Origin of the sequence: Vibrio sp. 10N.286.51.B11 (assembly GCF_041469245.1) — a bacterium.
In the GTDB taxonomy this organism is placed as follows: domain Bacteria; phylum Pseudomonadota; class Gammaproteobacteria; order Enterobacterales; family Vibrionaceae; genus Vibrio; species Vibrio crassostreae_C.
In genome coordinates, this window is the sequence record NZ_JBFRKI010000037.1 from 1 (window position 1) to 14,281 (window position 14,281).

The 14,281-nt window shown below is 45.2% G+C and carries 28 protein-coding genes; all 28 read left to right on the forward strand.

The window, feature by feature from the left end:
- Positions 1 to 472 precede the first annotated feature (472 nt).
- The 28 genes from rpsJ (at position 473) to rplQ (ending at position 14,123) form a co-directional block, all read left to right on the forward strand.
- Positions 473 to 784, forward strand: coding sequence for a 30S ribosomal protein S10 (gene rpsJ, locus AB4154_RS17330; RefSeq protein ID WP_004736761.1), 312 nt, complete (start codon positions 473 to 475; stop codon positions 782 to 784).
- Between the two features lie 14 nt (positions 785 to 798).
- A complete protein-coding gene (rplC, locus tag AB4154_RS17335; protein ID WP_004736763.1) occupies positions 799 to 1,428 on the forward strand; it encodes a 50S ribosomal protein L3 in 630 nt (209 codons plus the stop codon).
- A gap of 16 nt (positions 1,429 to 1,444) precedes the next feature.
- Complete coding sequence (rplD, locus tag AB4154_RS17340; RefSeq protein WP_004738803.1) at positions 1,445 to 2,047, forward strand: 50S ribosomal protein L4; 603 nt, start codon at positions 1,445 to 1,447, stop codon at positions 2,045 to 2,047.
- Positions 2,044 to 2,346, forward strand: coding sequence for a 50S ribosomal protein L23 (rplW, locus tag AB4154_RS17345; RefSeq protein ID WP_004736765.1), 303 nt, complete (start codon positions 2,044 to 2,046; stop codon positions 2,344 to 2,346). Before rplD ends, rplW begins: the two co-directional genes overlap by 4 nt.
- 14 nt (positions 2,347 to 2,360) lie before the next feature.
- On the forward strand, positions 2,361 to 3,185 hold the full coding sequence (gene rplB, locus AB4154_RS17350) for a 50S ribosomal protein L2 (protein WP_010435149.1): 825 nt from the start codon (positions 2,361 to 2,363) through the stop codon (positions 3,183 to 3,185).
- Positions 3,186 to 3,204: 19 nt separating this feature from the next.
- The gene (gene rpsS, locus AB4154_RS17355; RefSeq protein ID WP_004736729.1) at positions 3,205 to 3,483 is read left to right on the forward strand and encodes a 30S ribosomal protein S19; all 279 of its coding nucleotides are present in this window, start codon (positions 3,205 to 3,207) and stop codon (positions 3,481 to 3,483) included.
- Positions 3,484 to 3,493: 10 nt separating this feature from the next.
- Positions 3,494 to 3,826: a 50S ribosomal protein L22 gene (gene rplV, locus AB4154_RS17360; RefSeq protein ID WP_004736732.1), complete on the forward strand. Its 333-nt coding sequence runs from the start codon at positions 3,494 to 3,496 to the stop codon at positions 3,824 to 3,826.
- A gap of 18 nt (positions 3,827 to 3,844) precedes the next feature.
- Positions 3,845 to 4,543 carry a 30S ribosomal protein S3 gene (gene rpsC, locus AB4154_RS17365; RefSeq protein WP_004736734.1) on the forward strand — a complete coding sequence of 233 codons (699 nt, stop codon included), beginning with the start codon at positions 3,845 to 3,847 and terminating at the stop codon, positions 4,541 to 4,543.
- Positions 4,544 to 4,554: 11 nt separating this feature from the next.
- Positions 4,555 to 4,965 (forward strand): 50S ribosomal protein L16, encoded by a 411-nt coding sequence (gene rplP / locus AB4154_RS17370; RefSeq protein ID WP_004736736.1) that lies wholly within the window; start codon positions 4,555 to 4,557, stop codon positions 4,963 to 4,965.
- Positions 4,965 to 5,156, forward strand: a complete 192-nt coding sequence (gene rpmC, locus AB4154_RS17375; RefSeq protein WP_004736737.1) for a 50S ribosomal protein L29 — start codon at positions 4,965 to 4,967, stop codon at positions 5,154 to 5,156. The genes rplP and rpmC overlap by 1 nt, the downstream gene beginning before the upstream one ends.
- Positions 5,156 to 5,410, forward strand: coding sequence for a 30S ribosomal protein S17 (gene rpsQ, locus AB4154_RS17380; protein ID WP_004736739.1), 255 nt, complete (start codon positions 5,156 to 5,158; stop codon positions 5,408 to 5,410). The genes rpmC and rpsQ overlap by 1 nt, the downstream gene beginning before the upstream one ends.
- Before the next feature lie 162 nt (positions 5,411 to 5,572).
- Complete coding sequence (gene rplN / locus AB4154_RS17385; RefSeq protein ID WP_004736740.1) at positions 5,573 to 5,944, forward strand: 50S ribosomal protein L14; 372 nt, start codon at positions 5,573 to 5,575, stop codon at positions 5,942 to 5,944.
- 11 nt (positions 5,945 to 5,955) lie between these two features.
- Entirely contained in the window at positions 5,956 to 6,273 is a 318-nt protein-coding gene (rplX, locus tag AB4154_RS17390; protein WP_004738792.1) for a 50S ribosomal protein L24, read from the forward strand.
- Between the two features lie 24 nt (positions 6,274 to 6,297).
- Complete coding sequence (gene rplE, locus AB4154_RS17395) at positions 6,298 to 6,837, forward strand: 50S ribosomal protein L5 (RefSeq protein WP_004738790.1); 540 nt, start codon at positions 6,298 to 6,300, stop codon at positions 6,835 to 6,837.
- 16 nt (positions 6,838 to 6,853) lie between these two features.
- Positions 6,854 to 7,159: a 30S ribosomal protein S14 gene (rpsN, locus tag AB4154_RS17400; RefSeq protein WP_004738789.1), complete on the forward strand. Its 306-nt coding sequence runs from the start codon at positions 6,854 to 6,856 to the stop codon at positions 7,157 to 7,159.
- Positions 7,160 to 7,188: 29 nt separating this feature from the next.
- Complete coding sequence (gene rpsH, locus AB4154_RS17405) at positions 7,189 to 7,581, forward strand: 30S ribosomal protein S8 (RefSeq protein WP_017061309.1); 393 nt, start codon at positions 7,189 to 7,191, stop codon at positions 7,579 to 7,581.
- A 10-nt stretch (positions 7,582 to 7,591) separates the two neighbouring features.
- Positions 7,592 to 8,125 carry a 50S ribosomal protein L6 gene (gene rplF, locus AB4154_RS17410; protein WP_017063712.1) on the forward strand — a complete coding sequence of 178 codons (534 nt, stop codon included), beginning with the start codon at positions 7,592 to 7,594 and terminating at the stop codon, positions 8,123 to 8,125.
- Between the two features lie 9 nt (positions 8,126 to 8,134).
- On the forward strand, positions 8,135 to 8,488 hold the full coding sequence (gene rplR / locus AB4154_RS17415; protein ID WP_004738784.1) for a 50S ribosomal protein L18: 354 nt from the start codon (positions 8,135 to 8,137) through the stop codon (positions 8,486 to 8,488).
- A 14-nt stretch (positions 8,489 to 8,502) separates the two neighbouring features.
- A complete protein-coding gene (rpsE, locus tag AB4154_RS17420; RefSeq protein ID WP_017061307.1) occupies positions 8,503 to 9,003 on the forward strand; it encodes a 30S ribosomal protein S5 in 501 nt (166 codons plus the stop codon).
- Between the two features lie 7 nt (positions 9,004 to 9,010).
- A complete protein-coding gene (gene rpmD, locus AB4154_RS17425; protein ID WP_004736756.1) occupies positions 9,011 to 9,187 on the forward strand; it encodes a 50S ribosomal protein L30 in 177 nt (58 codons plus the stop codon).
- 5 nt (positions 9,188 to 9,192) lie between these two features.
- Positions 9,193 to 9,627: a 50S ribosomal protein L15 gene (gene rplO, locus AB4154_RS17430; protein ID WP_004736758.1), complete on the forward strand. Its 435-nt coding sequence runs from the start codon at positions 9,193 to 9,195 to the stop codon at positions 9,625 to 9,627.
- A gap of 20 nt (positions 9,628 to 9,647) precedes the next feature.
- A complete protein-coding gene (secY, locus tag AB4154_RS17435; RefSeq protein WP_004738781.1) occupies positions 9,648 to 10,982 on the forward strand; it encodes a preprotein translocase subunit SecY in 1,335 nt (444 codons plus the stop codon).
- A gap of 41 nt (positions 10,983 to 11,023) precedes the next feature.
- Complete coding sequence (gene rpmJ / locus AB4154_RS17440) at positions 11,024 to 11,137, forward strand: 50S ribosomal protein L36 (RefSeq protein WP_000868186.1); 114 nt, start codon at positions 11,024 to 11,026, stop codon at positions 11,135 to 11,137.
- Between the two features lie 148 nt (positions 11,138 to 11,285).
- Positions 11,286 to 11,642, forward strand: coding sequence for a 30S ribosomal protein S13 (gene rpsM, locus AB4154_RS17445; RefSeq protein WP_004738779.1), 357 nt, complete (start codon positions 11,286 to 11,288; stop codon positions 11,640 to 11,642).
- 19 nt (positions 11,643 to 11,661) lie between these two features.
- Positions 11,662 to 12,051: a 30S ribosomal protein S11 gene (rpsK, locus tag AB4154_RS17450; RefSeq protein ID WP_004738778.1), complete on the forward strand. Its 390-nt coding sequence runs from the start codon at positions 11,662 to 11,664 to the stop codon at positions 12,049 to 12,051.
- A gap of 31 nt (positions 12,052 to 12,082) precedes the next feature.
- Positions 12,083 to 12,703: a 30S ribosomal protein S4 gene (rpsD, locus tag AB4154_RS17455; protein WP_004738777.1), complete on the forward strand. Its 621-nt coding sequence runs from the start codon at positions 12,083 to 12,085 to the stop codon at positions 12,701 to 12,703.
- Positions 12,704 to 12,725: 22 nt separating this feature from the next.
- Entirely contained in the window at positions 12,726 to 13,718 is a 993-nt protein-coding gene (locus AB4154_RS17460; RefSeq protein WP_004729813.1) for a DNA-directed RNA polymerase subunit alpha, read from the forward strand.
- Between the two features lie 24 nt (positions 13,719 to 13,742).
- Positions 13,743 to 14,123: a 50S ribosomal protein L17 gene (rplQ, locus tag AB4154_RS17465; RefSeq protein ID WP_004729812.1), complete on the forward strand. Its 381-nt coding sequence runs from the start codon at positions 13,743 to 13,745 to the stop codon at positions 14,121 to 14,123.
- Positions 14,124 to 14,281 lie beyond the last annotated feature (158 nt).

A 14,281-nucleotide genomic window follows, 5' to 3' on the forward strand; every position in this document is an offset into this window, starting at 1 on the left:
GTGTTGTAGCTAAAATCTTCGCTTAATAGCATTTAGATTTTTGCACTCTCTTCATTAGAAGAGCACGCATCTGAAAAGGGGAGCTTCGGCTTCCCTTTTGTTTTCTCAAAAGAAATATTACCTTCCATCTGTCTTCTTCCCTCTCGATACAAAACCAACTTCCAATAAATTGCGATTATTTTTCCAACACTACTTGCATACTAAAGTGTGATCTGTATAATGCATCGCACTGGCTAACGCTGGTTGTGAACCAATGAGCACTGAGGAGTAGGTCTTACCTAGTAATGTATACTCAGCTTATGTTCGCGGTTAATAAAAATAGTAAACTTCTTGTTTACTTCAAAAGTTAACTGACAATGCGTCCTAATTTTGGGTGCTACGGTTTCACATAAATCAATCGGCATTCTCTCGTTTTATCGGGTTTGAGTGGCGATATTGTTTGTGTAATTTTTAATAATTGGAGCTCTGTCTCATGCAGAACCAACGTATTCGTATCCGCCTTAAAGCGTTTGATTACAAGCTAATCGATGCTTCAACTGCGGAAATCGTTGAAACAGCAAAACGTACTGGCGCACAGGTTCGTGGTCCTATTCCACTTCCTACTCGTAAAGAGCGTTTCACTGTTCTTACCTCTCCACACGTCAACAAAGATGCACGTGATCAGTACGAAATCCGTACTCACAAGCGTTTGATCGACATCGTTGAGCCAACAGATAAAACTGTTGATGCTCTAATGCGTCTTGATCTTGCAGCTGGCGTTGATGTTCAAATCAGCCTAGGTTAAGGGAGATAAGAATAATGATTGGTCTAGTCGGACGTAAAGTGGGTATGACCCGCGTATTTACTGAAGAAGGCGTTTCTATCCCAGTAACTGTTGTTGAGGTTGAAGCGAACCGTATTTCTCAAGTTAAAACTCTTGAGACAGACGGCTACGCAGCAATCCAAGTAACTACTGGTGCTAAGAAAGCTAACCGTGTAACTAAACCTGAAGCTGGTCACTTCGCGAAAGCGGGTGTAGAAGCAGGTCGCGGTCTTTGGGAATTCCGTTTAGAAAACGGCGAAGAGTTTGAAGTTGGCGCTGAGCTAAACGTAGAACTTTTCAACGAAATTAAAAAAGTAGACGTTACTGGTACATCTAAAGGTAAAGGCTTCCAAGGCGCTATCAAGCGTTGGAACTTCTCTACTCAAGATATGACTCACGGTAACTCTTTGTCTCACCGCGCACCGGGTTCAATTGGCCAATGTCAAACTCCAGGCCGCGTGTTTAAAGGCAAGAAAATGGCAGGTCACATGGGTGCTGAGCGTGTAACGACTCAAAACCTAGAGATCGTACGTGTTGACGCTGAGCGCAATCTACTCCTTATTAAAGGTGCAGTACCGGGCTCAACAGGCGGAAACGTGATCGTAAAACCTGCTGTTAAAGCATAACGTCTAGGAGTAAGTAATGGAATTGATGGTTAAAGGTGCTGATGCACTAACTGTTTCCGAGACTACTTTCGGACGTGACTTCAACGAAGCTCTTGTACACCAAGTAGTTGTTGCATATGCAGCAGGTGCTCGTCAAGGTACTCGTGCTCAAAAGACTCGTTCTGAAGTATCTGGCGGTGGCGCTAAGCCATGGCGTCAAAAAGGTACTGGCCGCGCACGTGCTGGTACAATTCGTAGCCCAATCTGGCGTACAGGTGGTGTTACTTTTGCTGCGAAACCACAAGATCACAGCCAAAAAGTAAACAAAAAAATGTACCGCGGTGCTATGAAGAGCATTCTTTCTGAGCTAGTTCGTCAAGAGCGTTTAATCGTTGTTGATAACTTCTCTGTAGAAGCACCAAAAACAAAAGAACTTGTAGCTAAGCTTAAAGAGCTTGAGCTAAGCGACGTTCTGATTGTGACTGGCGAAGTAGATGAAAATCTATTCTTAGCTGCTCGTAACCTATACAAAGTAGATGCACGTGATGTTGCTGGTGTTGATCCAGTATCACTAATCGCTTTCGACAAGGTTCTAATGACTGCTGACGCAGTTAAGCAAGTTGAGGAGATGCTAGCATGATCACTGAAGAGCGTATCTTAAAAGTTCTACGTGCTCCGCACATCTCTGAAAAAGCAACTATGGCAGCTGAGAAAGCGAACACTATCGTTTTCAAAGTAGCTAAAGATGCAACTAAGAAAGAGATCAAAGCAGCTGTAGAAAAGCTATTTGAAGTTGAAGTTAAGTCTGTAAATACTCTTGTATTAAAGGGTAAGACCAAACGTCAAGGTATGCGTGAAGGCCGTCGTTCAGACGTTAAGAAAGCCTACGTTACTTTGAAAGAAGGTCAAGATCTTGACTTCGTTGGCGGCGCGGAATAACAGGAGTAGTAAAAATGGCTATTGTTAAATGTAAGCCGACTTCCCCTGGTCGTCGTCACGTCGTTAAAGTTGTTAACGCTGACCTACACAAGGGTAAGCCATACGCACCACTTCTAGAGAAAAACTCTAAGAACGGTGGTCGTAACAACAACGGTCGTATTACAGTACGTCACATCGGTGGTGGTCATAAGCACCATTACCGTGTAATTGACTTCAAACGTACTAAAGATGGCATCCCAGCGAAAGTTGAGCGTCTAGAATACGATCCAAACCGTAGTGCTAACATCGCTCTAGTTCTGTACGCAGACGGTGAGCGTCGTTACATCATTGCACCTAAAGGTGTTAACGCAGGCGACCAGATTCAATCTGGCGTAGATGCTGCAATCAAAGCAGGTAACACTCTGCCGATGCGCAACATCCCAGTAGGTTCTACTGTACACTGTGTTGAACTTAAGCCTGGTAAAGGTGCTCAACTAGCTCGTTCGGCTGGTGCTTATGCTCAAATCATCGCTCGCGATGGTGCATACGTAACTATCCGTCTACGTTCTGGTGAGATGCGCAAAGTTCTTTCTGAAGGTCGTGCAACGATCGGTGAAGTTGGTAACTCTGAGCATATGCTACGTGAACTTGGTAAAGCTGGTGCTTCACGCTGGCGCGGCGTACGTCCAACCGTACGTGGTGTAGTAATGAACCCGGTGGATCACCCACATGGTGGTGGTGAAGGCCGCACATCTGGTGGTCGTCACCCAGTTTCTCCTTGGGGCGTTCCTACTAAGGGCTTCAAGACTCGTAAGAACAAGCGCACTGACAAGTACATCGTACGTCGTCGCACTAAATAATTTATAAAGAGGAATCGCCATGCCACGTTCTCTCAAGAAAGGTCCTTTTATTGACCTACACTTGCTGAAGAAGGTAGAGAAAGCGGTGGAAAGCGGAGACAAAAAGCCTATTAAGACTTGGTCCCGTCGCTCAATGATCATCCCAACAATGATTGGTTTGACCATCGCTGTCCATAATGGTCGTCAGCACGTTCCAGTTTTCGTTACCGAAGAAATGATCGGTCACAAACTGGGCGAATTTGCACCAACTCGTACTTATCGCGGTCATGCTGCAGATAAGAAAGCTAAGAAGAAATAAGGAGTAGATGATGGAAGCTTTAGCTAAACATAACTTTGCTCGTATTTCTCCACAGAAAGCTCGCTTAGTTGCAGACCAAATTCGCGGTAAGTCGGTAGACCAAGCTCTAGAAATTCTAACTTTCAGCAACAAAAAAGCTGCTGTATTAGTTAAGAAGGTTCTTGAGTCAGCTATCGCTAACGCGGAACATAACGAAGGTGCAGATATCGACGATCTAAATGTCGCTAAAATCTTCGTAGATGAGGGCCCTATCATGAAGCGTATTATGCCTCGTGCTAAAGGTCGTGCGGATCGTATCTTGAAGCGTTCAAGCCACATCACTATTGTTGTAGCAGATCGCTAAAGACTAGGAGAGTAAGCAATGGGTCAGAAAGTACATCCTAATGGTATTCGTCTTGGCATCGTTAAGCCTTGGAATGCTACATGGTTTGCTAATACCAACGAATTCGCTGACAACCTAGACGGCGACTTCAAGGTACGTCAGTTCCTTACAAAGGAACTACAAAAAGCATCATTATCTCGTATCGTTATCGAGCGTCCAGCTAAGAGCATCCGTGTGACTATTCACACTGCTCGTCCTGGCGTTGTTATCGGTAAGAAAGGTGAAGACGTAGAGAAGCTACGCGCAGCTGTAGCTAAAATCGCAGGTGTACCAGCGCAAATTAACATCGCTGAAGTACGTAAGCCTGAGCTAGATGGTCAGCTTGTAGCTGATAGCATCGCGTCTCAACTAGAGCGTCGTGTTATGTTCCGTCGTGCAATGAAGCGTGCGGTACAAAATGCTATGCGTCTAGGCGCTAAAGGCATCAAAGTACAAGTAGGCGGCCGTCTTGGCGGTGCTGAAATCGCACGTTCTGAGTGGTACCGTGAAGGCCGTGTGCCTCTACACACTCTACGTGCAGACATTGATTACGCAACTTCTTCGGCTCACACTCAATACGGTGTGATCGGCATTAAAGTTTGGATCTTCAAAGGTGAGATTCTAGGCGGTATGCCAGCTGCTAACGCAGTAGAGCCAAAAGGCGATAAGCCTAAGAAGCAGCGTAAAGGCCGTAAGTAAGGAGTCGAACGATGCTACAACCAAAACGTACTAAGTTCCGCAAGGTTATGACTGGTCGTAACCGTGGTCTAGCTAAAGGTACTGAAGTAAGCTTCGGCGAATTCGGTCTTAAAGCTGTTGGCCGTGGTCGTCTGACTGCACGTCAAATCGAAGCGGCACGTCGTGCTATGACACGTCACATTAAGCGTCAAGGTCAAATCTGGATCCGTGTATTCCCAGACAAGCCGATTACTGAAAAGCCTCTTGAAGTTCGTCAAGGTAAAGGTAAAGGTTCAGTTGCGTACTGGGTTGCTCAAATCCAACCAGGCAAAGTTATGTACGAGATGAATGGCGTACCTGAAGAGTTGGCACGTGAAGCGTTCCGCCTAGCGGCACGTAAACTGCCTGTTAAAACTACTTTTGTAACTAAGCAGGTGATGTGATGAAAGCACAAGATCTACGCGAAAAGAACGTTGAAGAGCTTAACGCTGAGCTATTGAATTTGCTACGTGAACAGTTCAACTTGCGCATGCAAGCTGCAACTGGTCAACTACAGCAAACTCATACTCTAAAAGCTGTACGCCGTGACATCGCACGTGTGAAAACTGTTTTGACTGAAAAGGCAGGCGCATAATGAGCGAAACTAACCGCATCCAGCAAGGCCGTGTAGTAAGTGACAAGATGGACAAGTCTATCGTTGTTGCTATTGAGCGCACTGTAAAACACCCAATTTACGGTAAGTTCATCAAACGCACGACTAAAGTACACGCACACGACGAAGACAACACTTGTGGCCTAGGCGACAAAGTTGAAATCGCTGAGTGTCGTCCTCTGTCTAAGACTAAGTCTTGGACATTGGTTAAAGTTCTAGAAAAAGCGAAGATTTAATCTTTGTAATTCTATAACTTATAAGCGGCTCCAAATAATTTTTTGGAGCCGCTTGTTTTTTGTCTACCCAATTTAAAAAAAGGGTGGTACAATTCGCGTCCCTTTTAAAGAGGCAGCCCGACCCGAGAGGGTCTAGTTTTAATATTTAGCGGAGCACTAACAATGATCCAGATGCAAAGTACACTTGACGCAGCAGATAACTCTGGCGCGCGCAAGGTAATGTGTATTAAGGTTCTGGGTGGCTCTCACCGCCGTTATGCACATATCGGTGACGTCATCAAGGTTACAGTGAAGGAAGCGATTCCTCGCGGTAAAGTAAAGAAAGGTGATGTTCTGAAGGCGGTAGTAGTGCGCACCCGTAAAGGCGTTCGTCGCCCAGACGGTTCTGTCATTCGCTTCGACAGTAATGCTTGTGTATTGTTAAATGACACTACTGAGCAACCAGTCGGCACACGTATCTTTGGTCCTGTGACTCGTGAACTTCGTAACGCGAAATTCATGAAGATTGTATCACTAGCACCTGAAGTTCTGTAAGGAGCGGCAATATGGCAGCTAAAATCCGTCGTAATGACGAAGTAATCATTCTTGCTGGTAAAGATAAAGGCAAGAAAGGTAAAGTAACTAAGGTTCTGACAACTGGTAAAGTTATCGTTGAAGGCATCAACCTTGTTAAGAAACACCAAAAGCCGGTTCCGGCTCTAGGTCAACAAGGTGGCATCGTTGAACAAGAAGCAGCTATTGATGCTTCTAACGTTGCTGTTTTTAACGCGGCTACTGGTAAAGCAGACCGTATCGGTTTCCGTATCGAAGATGGCAAGAAAGTTCGTTTCTTCAAATCTAACGGCGAAACTGTTTCTAACTAATTAGAAGTAATTTGGAGTTCTACTATGGCGAAACTGCATGATTACTACAAGTCGTCTGTAGTCGCTGAGCTTACCAAAGAGTTCAGCTACACAAGCGTCATGCAAGTCCCTAGGATTGAGAAAATCACCCTAAATATGGGCGTTGGTGAAGCAATCAACGATAAGAAACTGCTAGAAAACGCAGCAGCTGATATGGCAACGATCTCTGGTCAAAAGCCACTTATCACTAAAGCGCGTAAATCTGTAGCTGGTTTCAAAATTCGTGAAGGCTACCCAATTGGTTGTAAAGTAACCTTGCGTGGTGAGCGCATGTGGGAATTTTTAGAGCGTTTAATCTCTATCGCACTTCCACGTGTACGTGATTTCCGTGGTGTTAGCGCTAAGTCTTTTGACGGTCGCGGTAACTACAGCATGGGCGTTCGCGAGCAAATCATCTTTCCGGAAATCGACTACGATAAAGTCGATCGTGTCCGCGGTCTTGATATCACTATCACGACTTCTGCGGGTTCCGATGAGGAAGGCCGAGCTCTGCTGGCTGCCTTTAACTTCCCATTCCGTAAGTAAGGGTAGGGTTACTGTTATGGCTAAACAATCAATGAAAGCACGTGAAGCTAAACGTGCAAAACTAGTAGCTAAGTTCGCTGAAAAGCGTTCTGCGCTAAAAGTTATCATTAGCGATGTAAACGCATCTGAAGAAGATCGTTGGAATGCGGTTCTTAAACTGCAATCTCTTCCACGTGATTCAAGTGCATCACGTCAGCGCAACCGTTGCAACCAAACTGGTCGTCCACACGGTTACCTACGTAAATTCGGTCTAAGCCGCATTAAGGTTCGTGAAGCTTGCATGAAAGGCGAGATTCCGGGTCTTCGTAAGGCTAGCTGGTAATTGCCACTTAATCATTTGGAGTAAATCTTATGAGCATGCAAGATCCGATTTCGGATATGCTGACCCGAGTTCGTAACGGTCAGGCAGCAAACAAAGTTGCTGTAAAAATGCCTTCTTCAAAGCTTAAAGTTGCAATTGCTGCATTACTTAAAGCTGAAGGTTACATCGTAGACTTCGCTGTTAACAGCGAAGCAAAACCTGAGCTAGAAGTTACTCTTAAGTACTTCCAAGCTAAACCTGTAATCGAGCAAATCAAGCGTGTATCACGTCCTGGTCTAAGAGTTTATAAAAATAAAGACTCTTTACCTACAGTGATGGGTGGTCTTGGTATTGCAGTTGTTTCTACTTCCAAGGGTCTGATGTCTGACCGTGCTGCTCGTAAAGCAGGTCTTGGCGGTGAAATCATCTGTTACGTAGCTTAAGGAGTAGATTATGTCTCGTGTTGCTAAAGCACCTGTCGCTATTCCAGCTGGCGTAGAGGTGAAACTAAACGGCCAAGAAGTTACTGTAAAAGGTAGCAAAGGTGAGCTTACTCGCGTTCTTAACAGCGCCGTAGTTATTGCACAGGAAGAAACCAACCTAACTTTCGGTCCGAAAGAAGGTGTTACTAACGCATGGGCACAAGCTGGTACAGCTCGCGCTCTAGTTAATAACATGGTTGTGGGTGTTACTGAGGGCTTCACTAAGAAGCTAACTCTTAAGGGTGTTGGTTACCGTGCTGCTATGAAAGGCAACTCTGTAGCTCTAACTCTTGGTTTTTCTCACCCAGTAGAGCACGCTCTACCTGAAGGTATTAAAGCTGAGTGCCCTAGCCAAACTGAGATCATCATTACTGGTTGCGATAAGCAAGTAGTAGGTCAAGTTGCGGCTGACATTCGTTCTTACCGTGCTCCTGAGCCTTACAAAGGCAAAGGTGTTCGTTACGCAGATGAAAATGTGCGTACTAAAGAAGCTAAGAAGAAGTAAGGTATCACTATGGATAAGAAAGCATCTCGCATCCGTCGTGCTACACGTGCACGTCGTAAGATTGCAGAACTTGGTGCAACTCGCCTGGTAGTACACCGTACTCCTCGCCATGTTTACGCACAAGTTATCGCGGCAAACGGCTCTGAGGTTATCGCAGCTGCTTCTACTGTAGAAAAAGCGATCCGTGAGCAAGTTAAGAACACTGGTAACGTTGATGCAGCTAAAGCAGTTGGTAAAGCTGTTGCTGAGCGCGCTCTTGAAAAAGGCGTAGCTTCAGTTGCATTTGATCGTTCTGGTTTCCAATACCACGGTCGAGTAGCGGCGCTAGCAGAATCTGCTCGCGAAGCTGGTCTGAAATTCTAAGGTAGGGTTGGAAGATGGCTAAAGAACAACAACAAGCTAATGATTTGCAAGAAAAGCTGATCGCAGTTAACCGTGTATCTAAGACGGTTAAAGGTGGTCGAATCATGAGCTTTACTGCACTAACAGTAGTTGGTGACGGTAACGGTCGCGTAGGTTTCGGTTACGGCAAAGCTCGTGAAGTACCTGCTGCGATTCAAAAAGCAATGGAAAAAGCGCGCCGTAACATGGTTACAGTATCGCTTAACGAAGGCACTCTTCACCACCCGGTGAAAGGTCGTCATTCGGGCTCTAAAGTTTACATGCAGCCAGCTGCAGAAGGTACAGGTGTTATTGCCGGCGGTGCAATGCGTGCTGTACTTGAAGTTGCGGGCGTACATAACGTACTTTCTAAAGCATACGGTTCAACGAACCCGATCAACATCGTTCGTGCAACGATTGGTGCTCTAGTAGACGTTAAGTCACCAGAAATGGTTGCTGCTAAACGTGGTCTAACTGTTGAATCTATTTCGGAGTAAGCACACGATGGCAACTATTAAAGTAACTCAAACTAAAAGCTCAATTGGTCGCCTACCTAAGCACAAAGCGTGCCTTAAAGGTCTAGGTCTTCGTCGCATCAACCATACAGTAGAACTTGAAGATACACCGTGCGTACGCGGTATGATCAACAAGGTTTACTACATGGTTAAGATTGAGGAGTAATCAGAATGCGTTTGAATACTCTATCACCGGCTGCTGGCTCTAAACCTTCTAAGAAGCGTGTAGGTCGTGGTATCGGTTCTGGCCTTGGTAAAACAGGTGGCCGCGGTCACAAAGGTCAAAAGTCACGTTCTGGCGGCTCTGTTCGTCCAGGTTTTGAAGGCGGTCAAATGCCTCTAAAACAACGTCTACCTAAATTCGGTTTCACTTCTCGTAAGAGCCTAGTGTCTGCTGAAGTTCGTCTAGCTGAGCTAGCGAAAGTAACAGGTGACGTAGTTGATCTTAACAGCCTTAAAGCTGCTAACGTTATCACTAAGAACATCGAGTTTGTTAAGATCGTTCTTTCTGGTGACCTAAGCAAAGCTGTGACTGTTAAAGGTCTACGCGTGACTAAAGGCGCTAAAGCTGCAATCGAAGCTGCAGGCGGTAAAATCGAGGAATAATCTCGAGGAACGAGGTACAGATGGCTAAGAAACCAGGACAAGATTTTCGTAGTGCTCAGAGCGGCTTAAGTGAACTAAAGTCGCGCTTATTATTCGTAATTGGTGCACTTTTAGTATTCCGAGCCGGCTCTTTTGTGCCGATCCCTGGTATTGACGCAGCTGTACTTGCCGATTTGTTCGATCAGCAAAAAGGTACCATCGTAGAAATGTTTAACATGTTCTCCGGTGGTGCTCTTGAGCGTGCATCTATATTAGCATTGGGTATCATGCCGTACATTTCGGCATCGATCGTAGTCCAATTGCTAACTGTAGTTCATCCAGCGTTAGCGGAACTCAAGAAAGAGGGTGAAGCAGGCCGTCGTAAGATAAGCCAATATACACGCTACGGCACGCTTGTACTTGCAACATTCCAAGCTATTGGTATCGCAACAGGCTTACCAAACATGGTCGACAATCTGGTTGTTATCAACCAAACCATGTTTACGCTTATTGCTACCGTGAGTTTAGTAACTGGTACCATGTTCTTAATGTGGTTAGGTGAACAAATCACTGAGCGAGGAATCGGTAATGGTATTTCCATTCTGATTTTTGCAGGTATTGTTGCTGGATTGCCTTCTGCAATCGGTCAAACAATCGAGCAAGCGCGTCAAGGTGAATTGCATGTGCTTCTTCTGCTGTTGATTGCTGTATTGTCTTTTGCTGTTATTTACTTCGTAGTTTTCATGGAACGTGGTCAACGTCGTATCGTCGTTAACTATGCGAAACGTCAACAAGGTCGTAAAGTTTTTGCAGCACAAAGCTCTCACTTGCCTCTTAAGATTAACATGGCAGGTGTTATTCCAGCGATTTTCGCATCAAGTATTATTTTGTTCCCAGGAACATTAGCGCAGTGGTTTGGTCAAAATGGTGAAAGCAGCGCGTTCGGTTGGTTAACTGACGTGTCATTAGCTCTTAGCCCAGGTCAACCTTTGTATGTAATGCTTTATGCAGCAGCTATAATCTTCTTCTGTTTCTTCTATACAGCGTTGGTGTTTAACCCACGTGAAACAGCTGATAACTTGAAGAAGTCTGGTGCATTCGTACCCGGTATCCGCCCAGGTGAGCAGACAGCGAAATATATCGATAAAGTGATGACTAGACTAACCCTTGCGGGCGCTCTATACATTACTTTTATATGTCTGATTCCTGAGTTCATGATGGTCGCGTGGAACGTTCGTTTCTACTTTGGCGGCACATCACTACTAATCGTAGTGGTAGTTATCATGGATTTCATGGCACAGGTACAGACTCATCTGATGTCACAACAGTATGATTCTGTGTTAAAGAAAGCGAATCTGAAGGGTTACGGCCGTTAATTCGGTGGTAACAATTTCGATTCCATTTACGGAGTTTAGCAATGAAAGTTCGTGCTTCCGTTAAAAAAATCTGCCGTAACTGTAAAGTTATCAAGCGTAACGGTGTCGTTCGCGTGATTTGCAGTGAGCCAAAGCATAAGCAACGCCAAGGCTAATTAGCAGAAATTTTTACTTGAAATACAAGGTAGAGTCGAGTATATTCCTCGGCCTACCTTTTGCGTGCAAAAGAAGTAGTATGCCGCAGCGTATCCATAACGGGCTTTGCTGCGGATAATTCTTTTATGAACCCCTTAGGAGTGAATAATGGCCCGTATAGCCGGCATTAACATTCCTGATCATAAGCATTCTGTAATTGCACTTACTGCAATCTACGGTATCGGTAAAACTCGCTCTCAAGCTATTCTAGCTGAAGTGGGTATTGCTGAAGATGCTAAGATCAGTGAACTAACTGAAGAGCAGATCGATCAACTGCGTGATGGTGTAGCTAAGTACACTGTAGAAGGTGATCTACGTCGTGAAGTATCGATGAACATCAAGCGTCTTATGGACCTTGGCTGTTACCGCGGTCTTCGTCATCGTCGCAGTCTACCACTACGTGGACAGCGTACTAAAACCAACGCTCGCACCCGTAAGGGTCCGCGCAAGCCGATCAAGAAATAGTCGGATAAGGTAGAGTACAATGGCAAAACAACCAACTCGCGCGCGTAAGCGCGTACGCAAGCAAGTAGCTGATGGCGTAGCGCACATTCATGCTTCTTTCAACAACACAATCGTAACTATCACTGACCGTCAAGGCAACGCTCTTGCATGGGCTACAGCAGGTGGTTCAGGTTTCCGTGGTTCTCGTAAATCTACTCCGTTCGCAGCACAAGTTGCAGCTGAGCGTTGTGGTGAAATGGCTAAAGAATATGGCCTAAAGAACTTGGAAGTTATGGTTAAGGGTCCAGGTCCAGGTCGCGAATCTACTGTTCGTGCACTGAACGCTGCTGGTTTCCGTATCACTAACATTGTTGATGCGACACCAATCCCTCATAACGGTTGTCGTCCACCTAAGAAACGTCGCGTTTAAGTTTCGTTTCTAGGAATATTGGAGAAAGATCATGGCAAGATATTTGGGTCCTAAGCTTAAGCTTAGCCGTCGCGAAGGTACTGACTTATTCCTTAAGTCTGGTGTCCGTGCGATCGATACCAAGTGTAAAATTGATAACGCACCAGGTGTACACGGCGCTCGTCGCGGTCGTCTATCTGAGTATGGCGTTCAGCTTCGTGAGAAGCAAAAAGTTCGTCGTATCTACGGCGTTCTAGAAAAACAATTCCGCAACTACTACAAAGAAGCTGCACGTCTTAAAGGCAACACAGGTGCAAACCTGCTTCAGCTTCTTGAAGGTCGTCTTGATAACGTAGTTTACCGTATGGGCTTTGGCGCCACTCGTGCTGAATCTCGTCAACTAGTTAGCCACAAGTCTATTCTAGTTAACGGTAAAGTTGTAAACGTTCCTTCTTTCAAAGTAGCGGCAAACGACGTTGTTTCTATCCGCGAGAAAGCTAAACAGCAATCTCGTATTAAAGCGGCTCTAGAAGTTGCTGAACAACGTGAAAAGCCAACTTGGATTGAAGTAGATGCTGGCAAAATGGAAGGTACATTCAAGCGTATGCCTGAGCGTTCTGACCTATCAGCTGACATCAATGAACACTTGATCGTCGAACTTTACTCTAAGTAAGGTTAAAAAAAGAGAGGACACAATGCAGGGTTCTGTAACAGAATTTCTTAAGCCGCGTCTTGTTGACATTGAACAGATCAATACGACACACGCGAAAGTAACTCTTGAGCCATTAGAGCGCGGTTTCGGCCACACTCTAGGTAATGCTCTTCGCCGCATTCTTCTATCTTCTATGCCGGGTTGTGCCGTAACAGAAGTTGAAATTGAAGGTGTGCTACACGAATACAGCACTAAAGAAGGCGTTCAGGAAGATATCCTGGAAATCCTTCTAAACCTTAAAGGTTTGGCTGTACGCGTTGCTGAAGGCAAAGATGAAGTGTTTATTACACTGAACAAATCAGGCTCAGGCCCTGTTGTTGCAGGTGACATCACCCACGATGGTGATGTAGAGATCGCTAACCCTGAGCACGTAATTTGTCACCTAACGGATGACAACGCTGAGATCGCTATGCGTATCAAAGTAGAACGTGGTCGTGGTTACGTTCCAGCTTCAGCTCGTATCCATACTGAAGAAGATGAGCGTCCTATCGGTCGTCTACTAGTTGACGCTACTTACAGCCCGGTTGATAAAATCGCTTACGCTGTAGAAGCGGCACGTGTAGAACAACGTACTGATTTAGACAAGCTTGTTATCGATATGGAAACGAACGGTACTCTAGAACCTGAGGAAGCAATCCGTCGTGCAGCTACTATTTTAGCTGAACAATTGGATGCGTTCGTAGATCTTCGTGATGTACGTGTACCTGAGGAGAAGGAAGAGAAGCCAGAATTCGATCCTATCCTACTACGTCCTGTAGACGATCTTGAACTAACAGTTCGCTCTGCTAACTGTTTGAAAGCAGAAGCGATTCACTACATCGGTGATCTTGTACAGCGCACTGAGGTTGAGCTACTTAAAACGCCAAACCTTGGTAAGAAATCTCTTACAGAGATTAAAGATGTGCTTGCTTCACGTGGTCTTTCTCTAGGCATGCGTCTAGAAAACTGGCCACCAGCGTCAATCGCTGAAGATTAATCGAAAAGTTAGAAGGATTAGGTCATGCGCCATCGTAAAAGTGGTCGTCAACTCAACCGCAACAGCAGTCATCGCAAAGCGATGTTCAGCAACATGGCTAGCTCTCTTGTTCGTCACGAAGTTATTAAAACTACCGTGCCTAAAGCAAAAGAACTACGTCGCGTAATTGAGCCATTGATTACCCTAGCTAAGACAGACAGTGTTGCTAACCGTCGTCTTGCATTTGCTCGCACTCGTGATAACGAAGTTGTGGCAAAACTATTTAATGAACTAGGCCCGCGTTTCGCGGCTCGCCAAGGTGGTTACACTCGCATTCTTAAATGTGGTTTCCGTACTGGTGATAAAGCTCCAATGGCTTACATTGAGCTTGTAGACCGCCCAGCTGCTGAAGAAGCTGCTGAGTAATCTATACTAGATTCTTAATACAAAAGCCGAGCATTAGCTCGGCTTTTTTGTGTCTGTAGAACAAGGAAAAGATAATAGAAATTGCACCATGATGTTTGGCACTTTTTGCTTGTCTTATCTGCTCCAATTTTCAAAAATGTCTCGTATCTCGTATCTCG

Bases quoted from the DNA above. Each gene is read 5' to 3' on its own strand.
- rpsJ (WP_004736761.1), top strand. From the start codon at position 473: ATGCAGAACCAACGTATTCGTATCCGCCTTAAAGCGTTTGATTACAAG.
- rplC (WP_004736763.1), top strand. From the start codon at position 799: ATGATTGGTCTAGTCGGACGTAAAGTGGGTATGACCCGCGTATTTACT.
- rplD (WP_004738803.1), top strand. From the start codon at position 1,445: ATGGAATTGATGGTTAAAGGTGCTGATGCACTAACTGTTTCCGAGACT.
- rplW (WP_004736765.1), top strand. From the start codon at position 2,044: ATGATCACTGAAGAGCGTATCTTAAAAGTTCTACGTGCTCCGCACATC.
- rplB (WP_010435149.1), top strand. From the start codon at position 2,361: ATGGCTATTGTTAAATGTAAGCCGACTTCCCCTGGTCGTCGTCACGTC.
- rpsS (WP_004736729.1), top strand. From the start codon at position 3,205: ATGCCACGTTCTCTCAAGAAAGGTCCTTTTATTGACCTACACTTGCTG.
- rplV (WP_004736732.1), top strand. From the start codon at position 3,494: ATGGAAGCTTTAGCTAAACATAACTTTGCTCGTATTTCTCCACAGAAA.
- rpsC (WP_004736734.1), top strand. From the start codon at position 3,845: ATGGGTCAGAAAGTACATCCTAATGGTATTCGTCTTGGCATCGTTAAG.
- rplP (WP_004736736.1), top strand. From the start codon at position 4,555: ATGCTACAACCAAAACGTACTAAGTTCCGCAAGGTTATGACTGGTCGT.
- rpmC (WP_004736737.1), top strand. From the start codon at position 4,965: ATGAAAGCACAAGATCTACGCGAAAAGAACGTTGAAGAGCTTAACGCT.
- rpsQ (WP_004736739.1), top strand. From the start codon at position 5,156: ATGAGCGAAACTAACCGCATCCAGCAAGGCCGTGTAGTAAGTGACAAG.
- rplN (WP_004736740.1), top strand. From the start codon at position 5,573: ATGATCCAGATGCAAAGTACACTTGACGCAGCAGATAACTCTGGCGCG.
- rplX (WP_004738792.1), top strand. From the start codon at position 5,956: ATGGCAGCTAAAATCCGTCGTAATGACGAAGTAATCATTCTTGCTGGT.
- rplE (WP_004738790.1), top strand. From the start codon at position 6,298: ATGGCGAAACTGCATGATTACTACAAGTCGTCTGTAGTCGCTGAGCTT.
- rpsN (WP_004738789.1), top strand. From the start codon at position 6,854: ATGGCTAAACAATCAATGAAAGCACGTGAAGCTAAACGTGCAAAACTA.
- rpsH (WP_017061309.1), top strand. From the start codon at position 7,189: ATGAGCATGCAAGATCCGATTTCGGATATGCTGACCCGAGTTCGTAAC.
- rplF (WP_017063712.1), top strand. From the start codon at position 7,592: ATGTCTCGTGTTGCTAAAGCACCTGTCGCTATTCCAGCTGGCGTAGAG.
- rplR (WP_004738784.1), top strand. From the start codon at position 8,135: ATGGATAAGAAAGCATCTCGCATCCGTCGTGCTACACGTGCACGTCGT.
- rpsE (WP_017061307.1), top strand. From the start codon at position 8,503: ATGGCTAAAGAACAACAACAAGCTAATGATTTGCAAGAAAAGCTGATC.
- rpmD (WP_004736756.1), top strand. From the start codon at position 9,011: ATGGCAACTATTAAAGTAACTCAAACTAAAAGCTCAATTGGTCGCCTA.
- rplO (WP_004736758.1), top strand. From the start codon at position 9,193: ATGCGTTTGAATACTCTATCACCGGCTGCTGGCTCTAAACCTTCTAAG.
- secY (WP_004738781.1), top strand. From the start codon at position 9,648: ATGGCTAAGAAACCAGGACAAGATTTTCGTAGTGCTCAGAGCGGCTTA.
- rpmJ (WP_000868186.1), top strand. From the start codon at position 11,024: ATGAAAGTTCGTGCTTCCGTTAAAAAAATCTGCCGTAACTGTAAAGTT.
- rpsM (WP_004738779.1), top strand. From the start codon at position 11,286: ATGGCCCGTATAGCCGGCATTAACATTCCTGATCATAAGCATTCTGTA.
- rpsK (WP_004738778.1), top strand. From the start codon at position 11,662: ATGGCAAAACAACCAACTCGCGCGCGTAAGCGCGTACGCAAGCAAGTA.
- rpsD (WP_004738777.1), top strand. From the start codon at position 12,083: ATGGCAAGATATTTGGGTCCTAAGCTTAAGCTTAGCCGTCGCGAAGGT.
- AB4154_RS17460 (WP_004729813.1), top strand. From the start codon at position 12,726: ATGCAGGGTTCTGTAACAGAATTTCTTAAGCCGCGTCTTGTTGACATT.
- rplQ (WP_004729812.1), top strand. From the start codon at position 13,743: ATGCGCCATCGTAAAAGTGGTCGTCAACTCAACCGCAACAGCAGTCAT.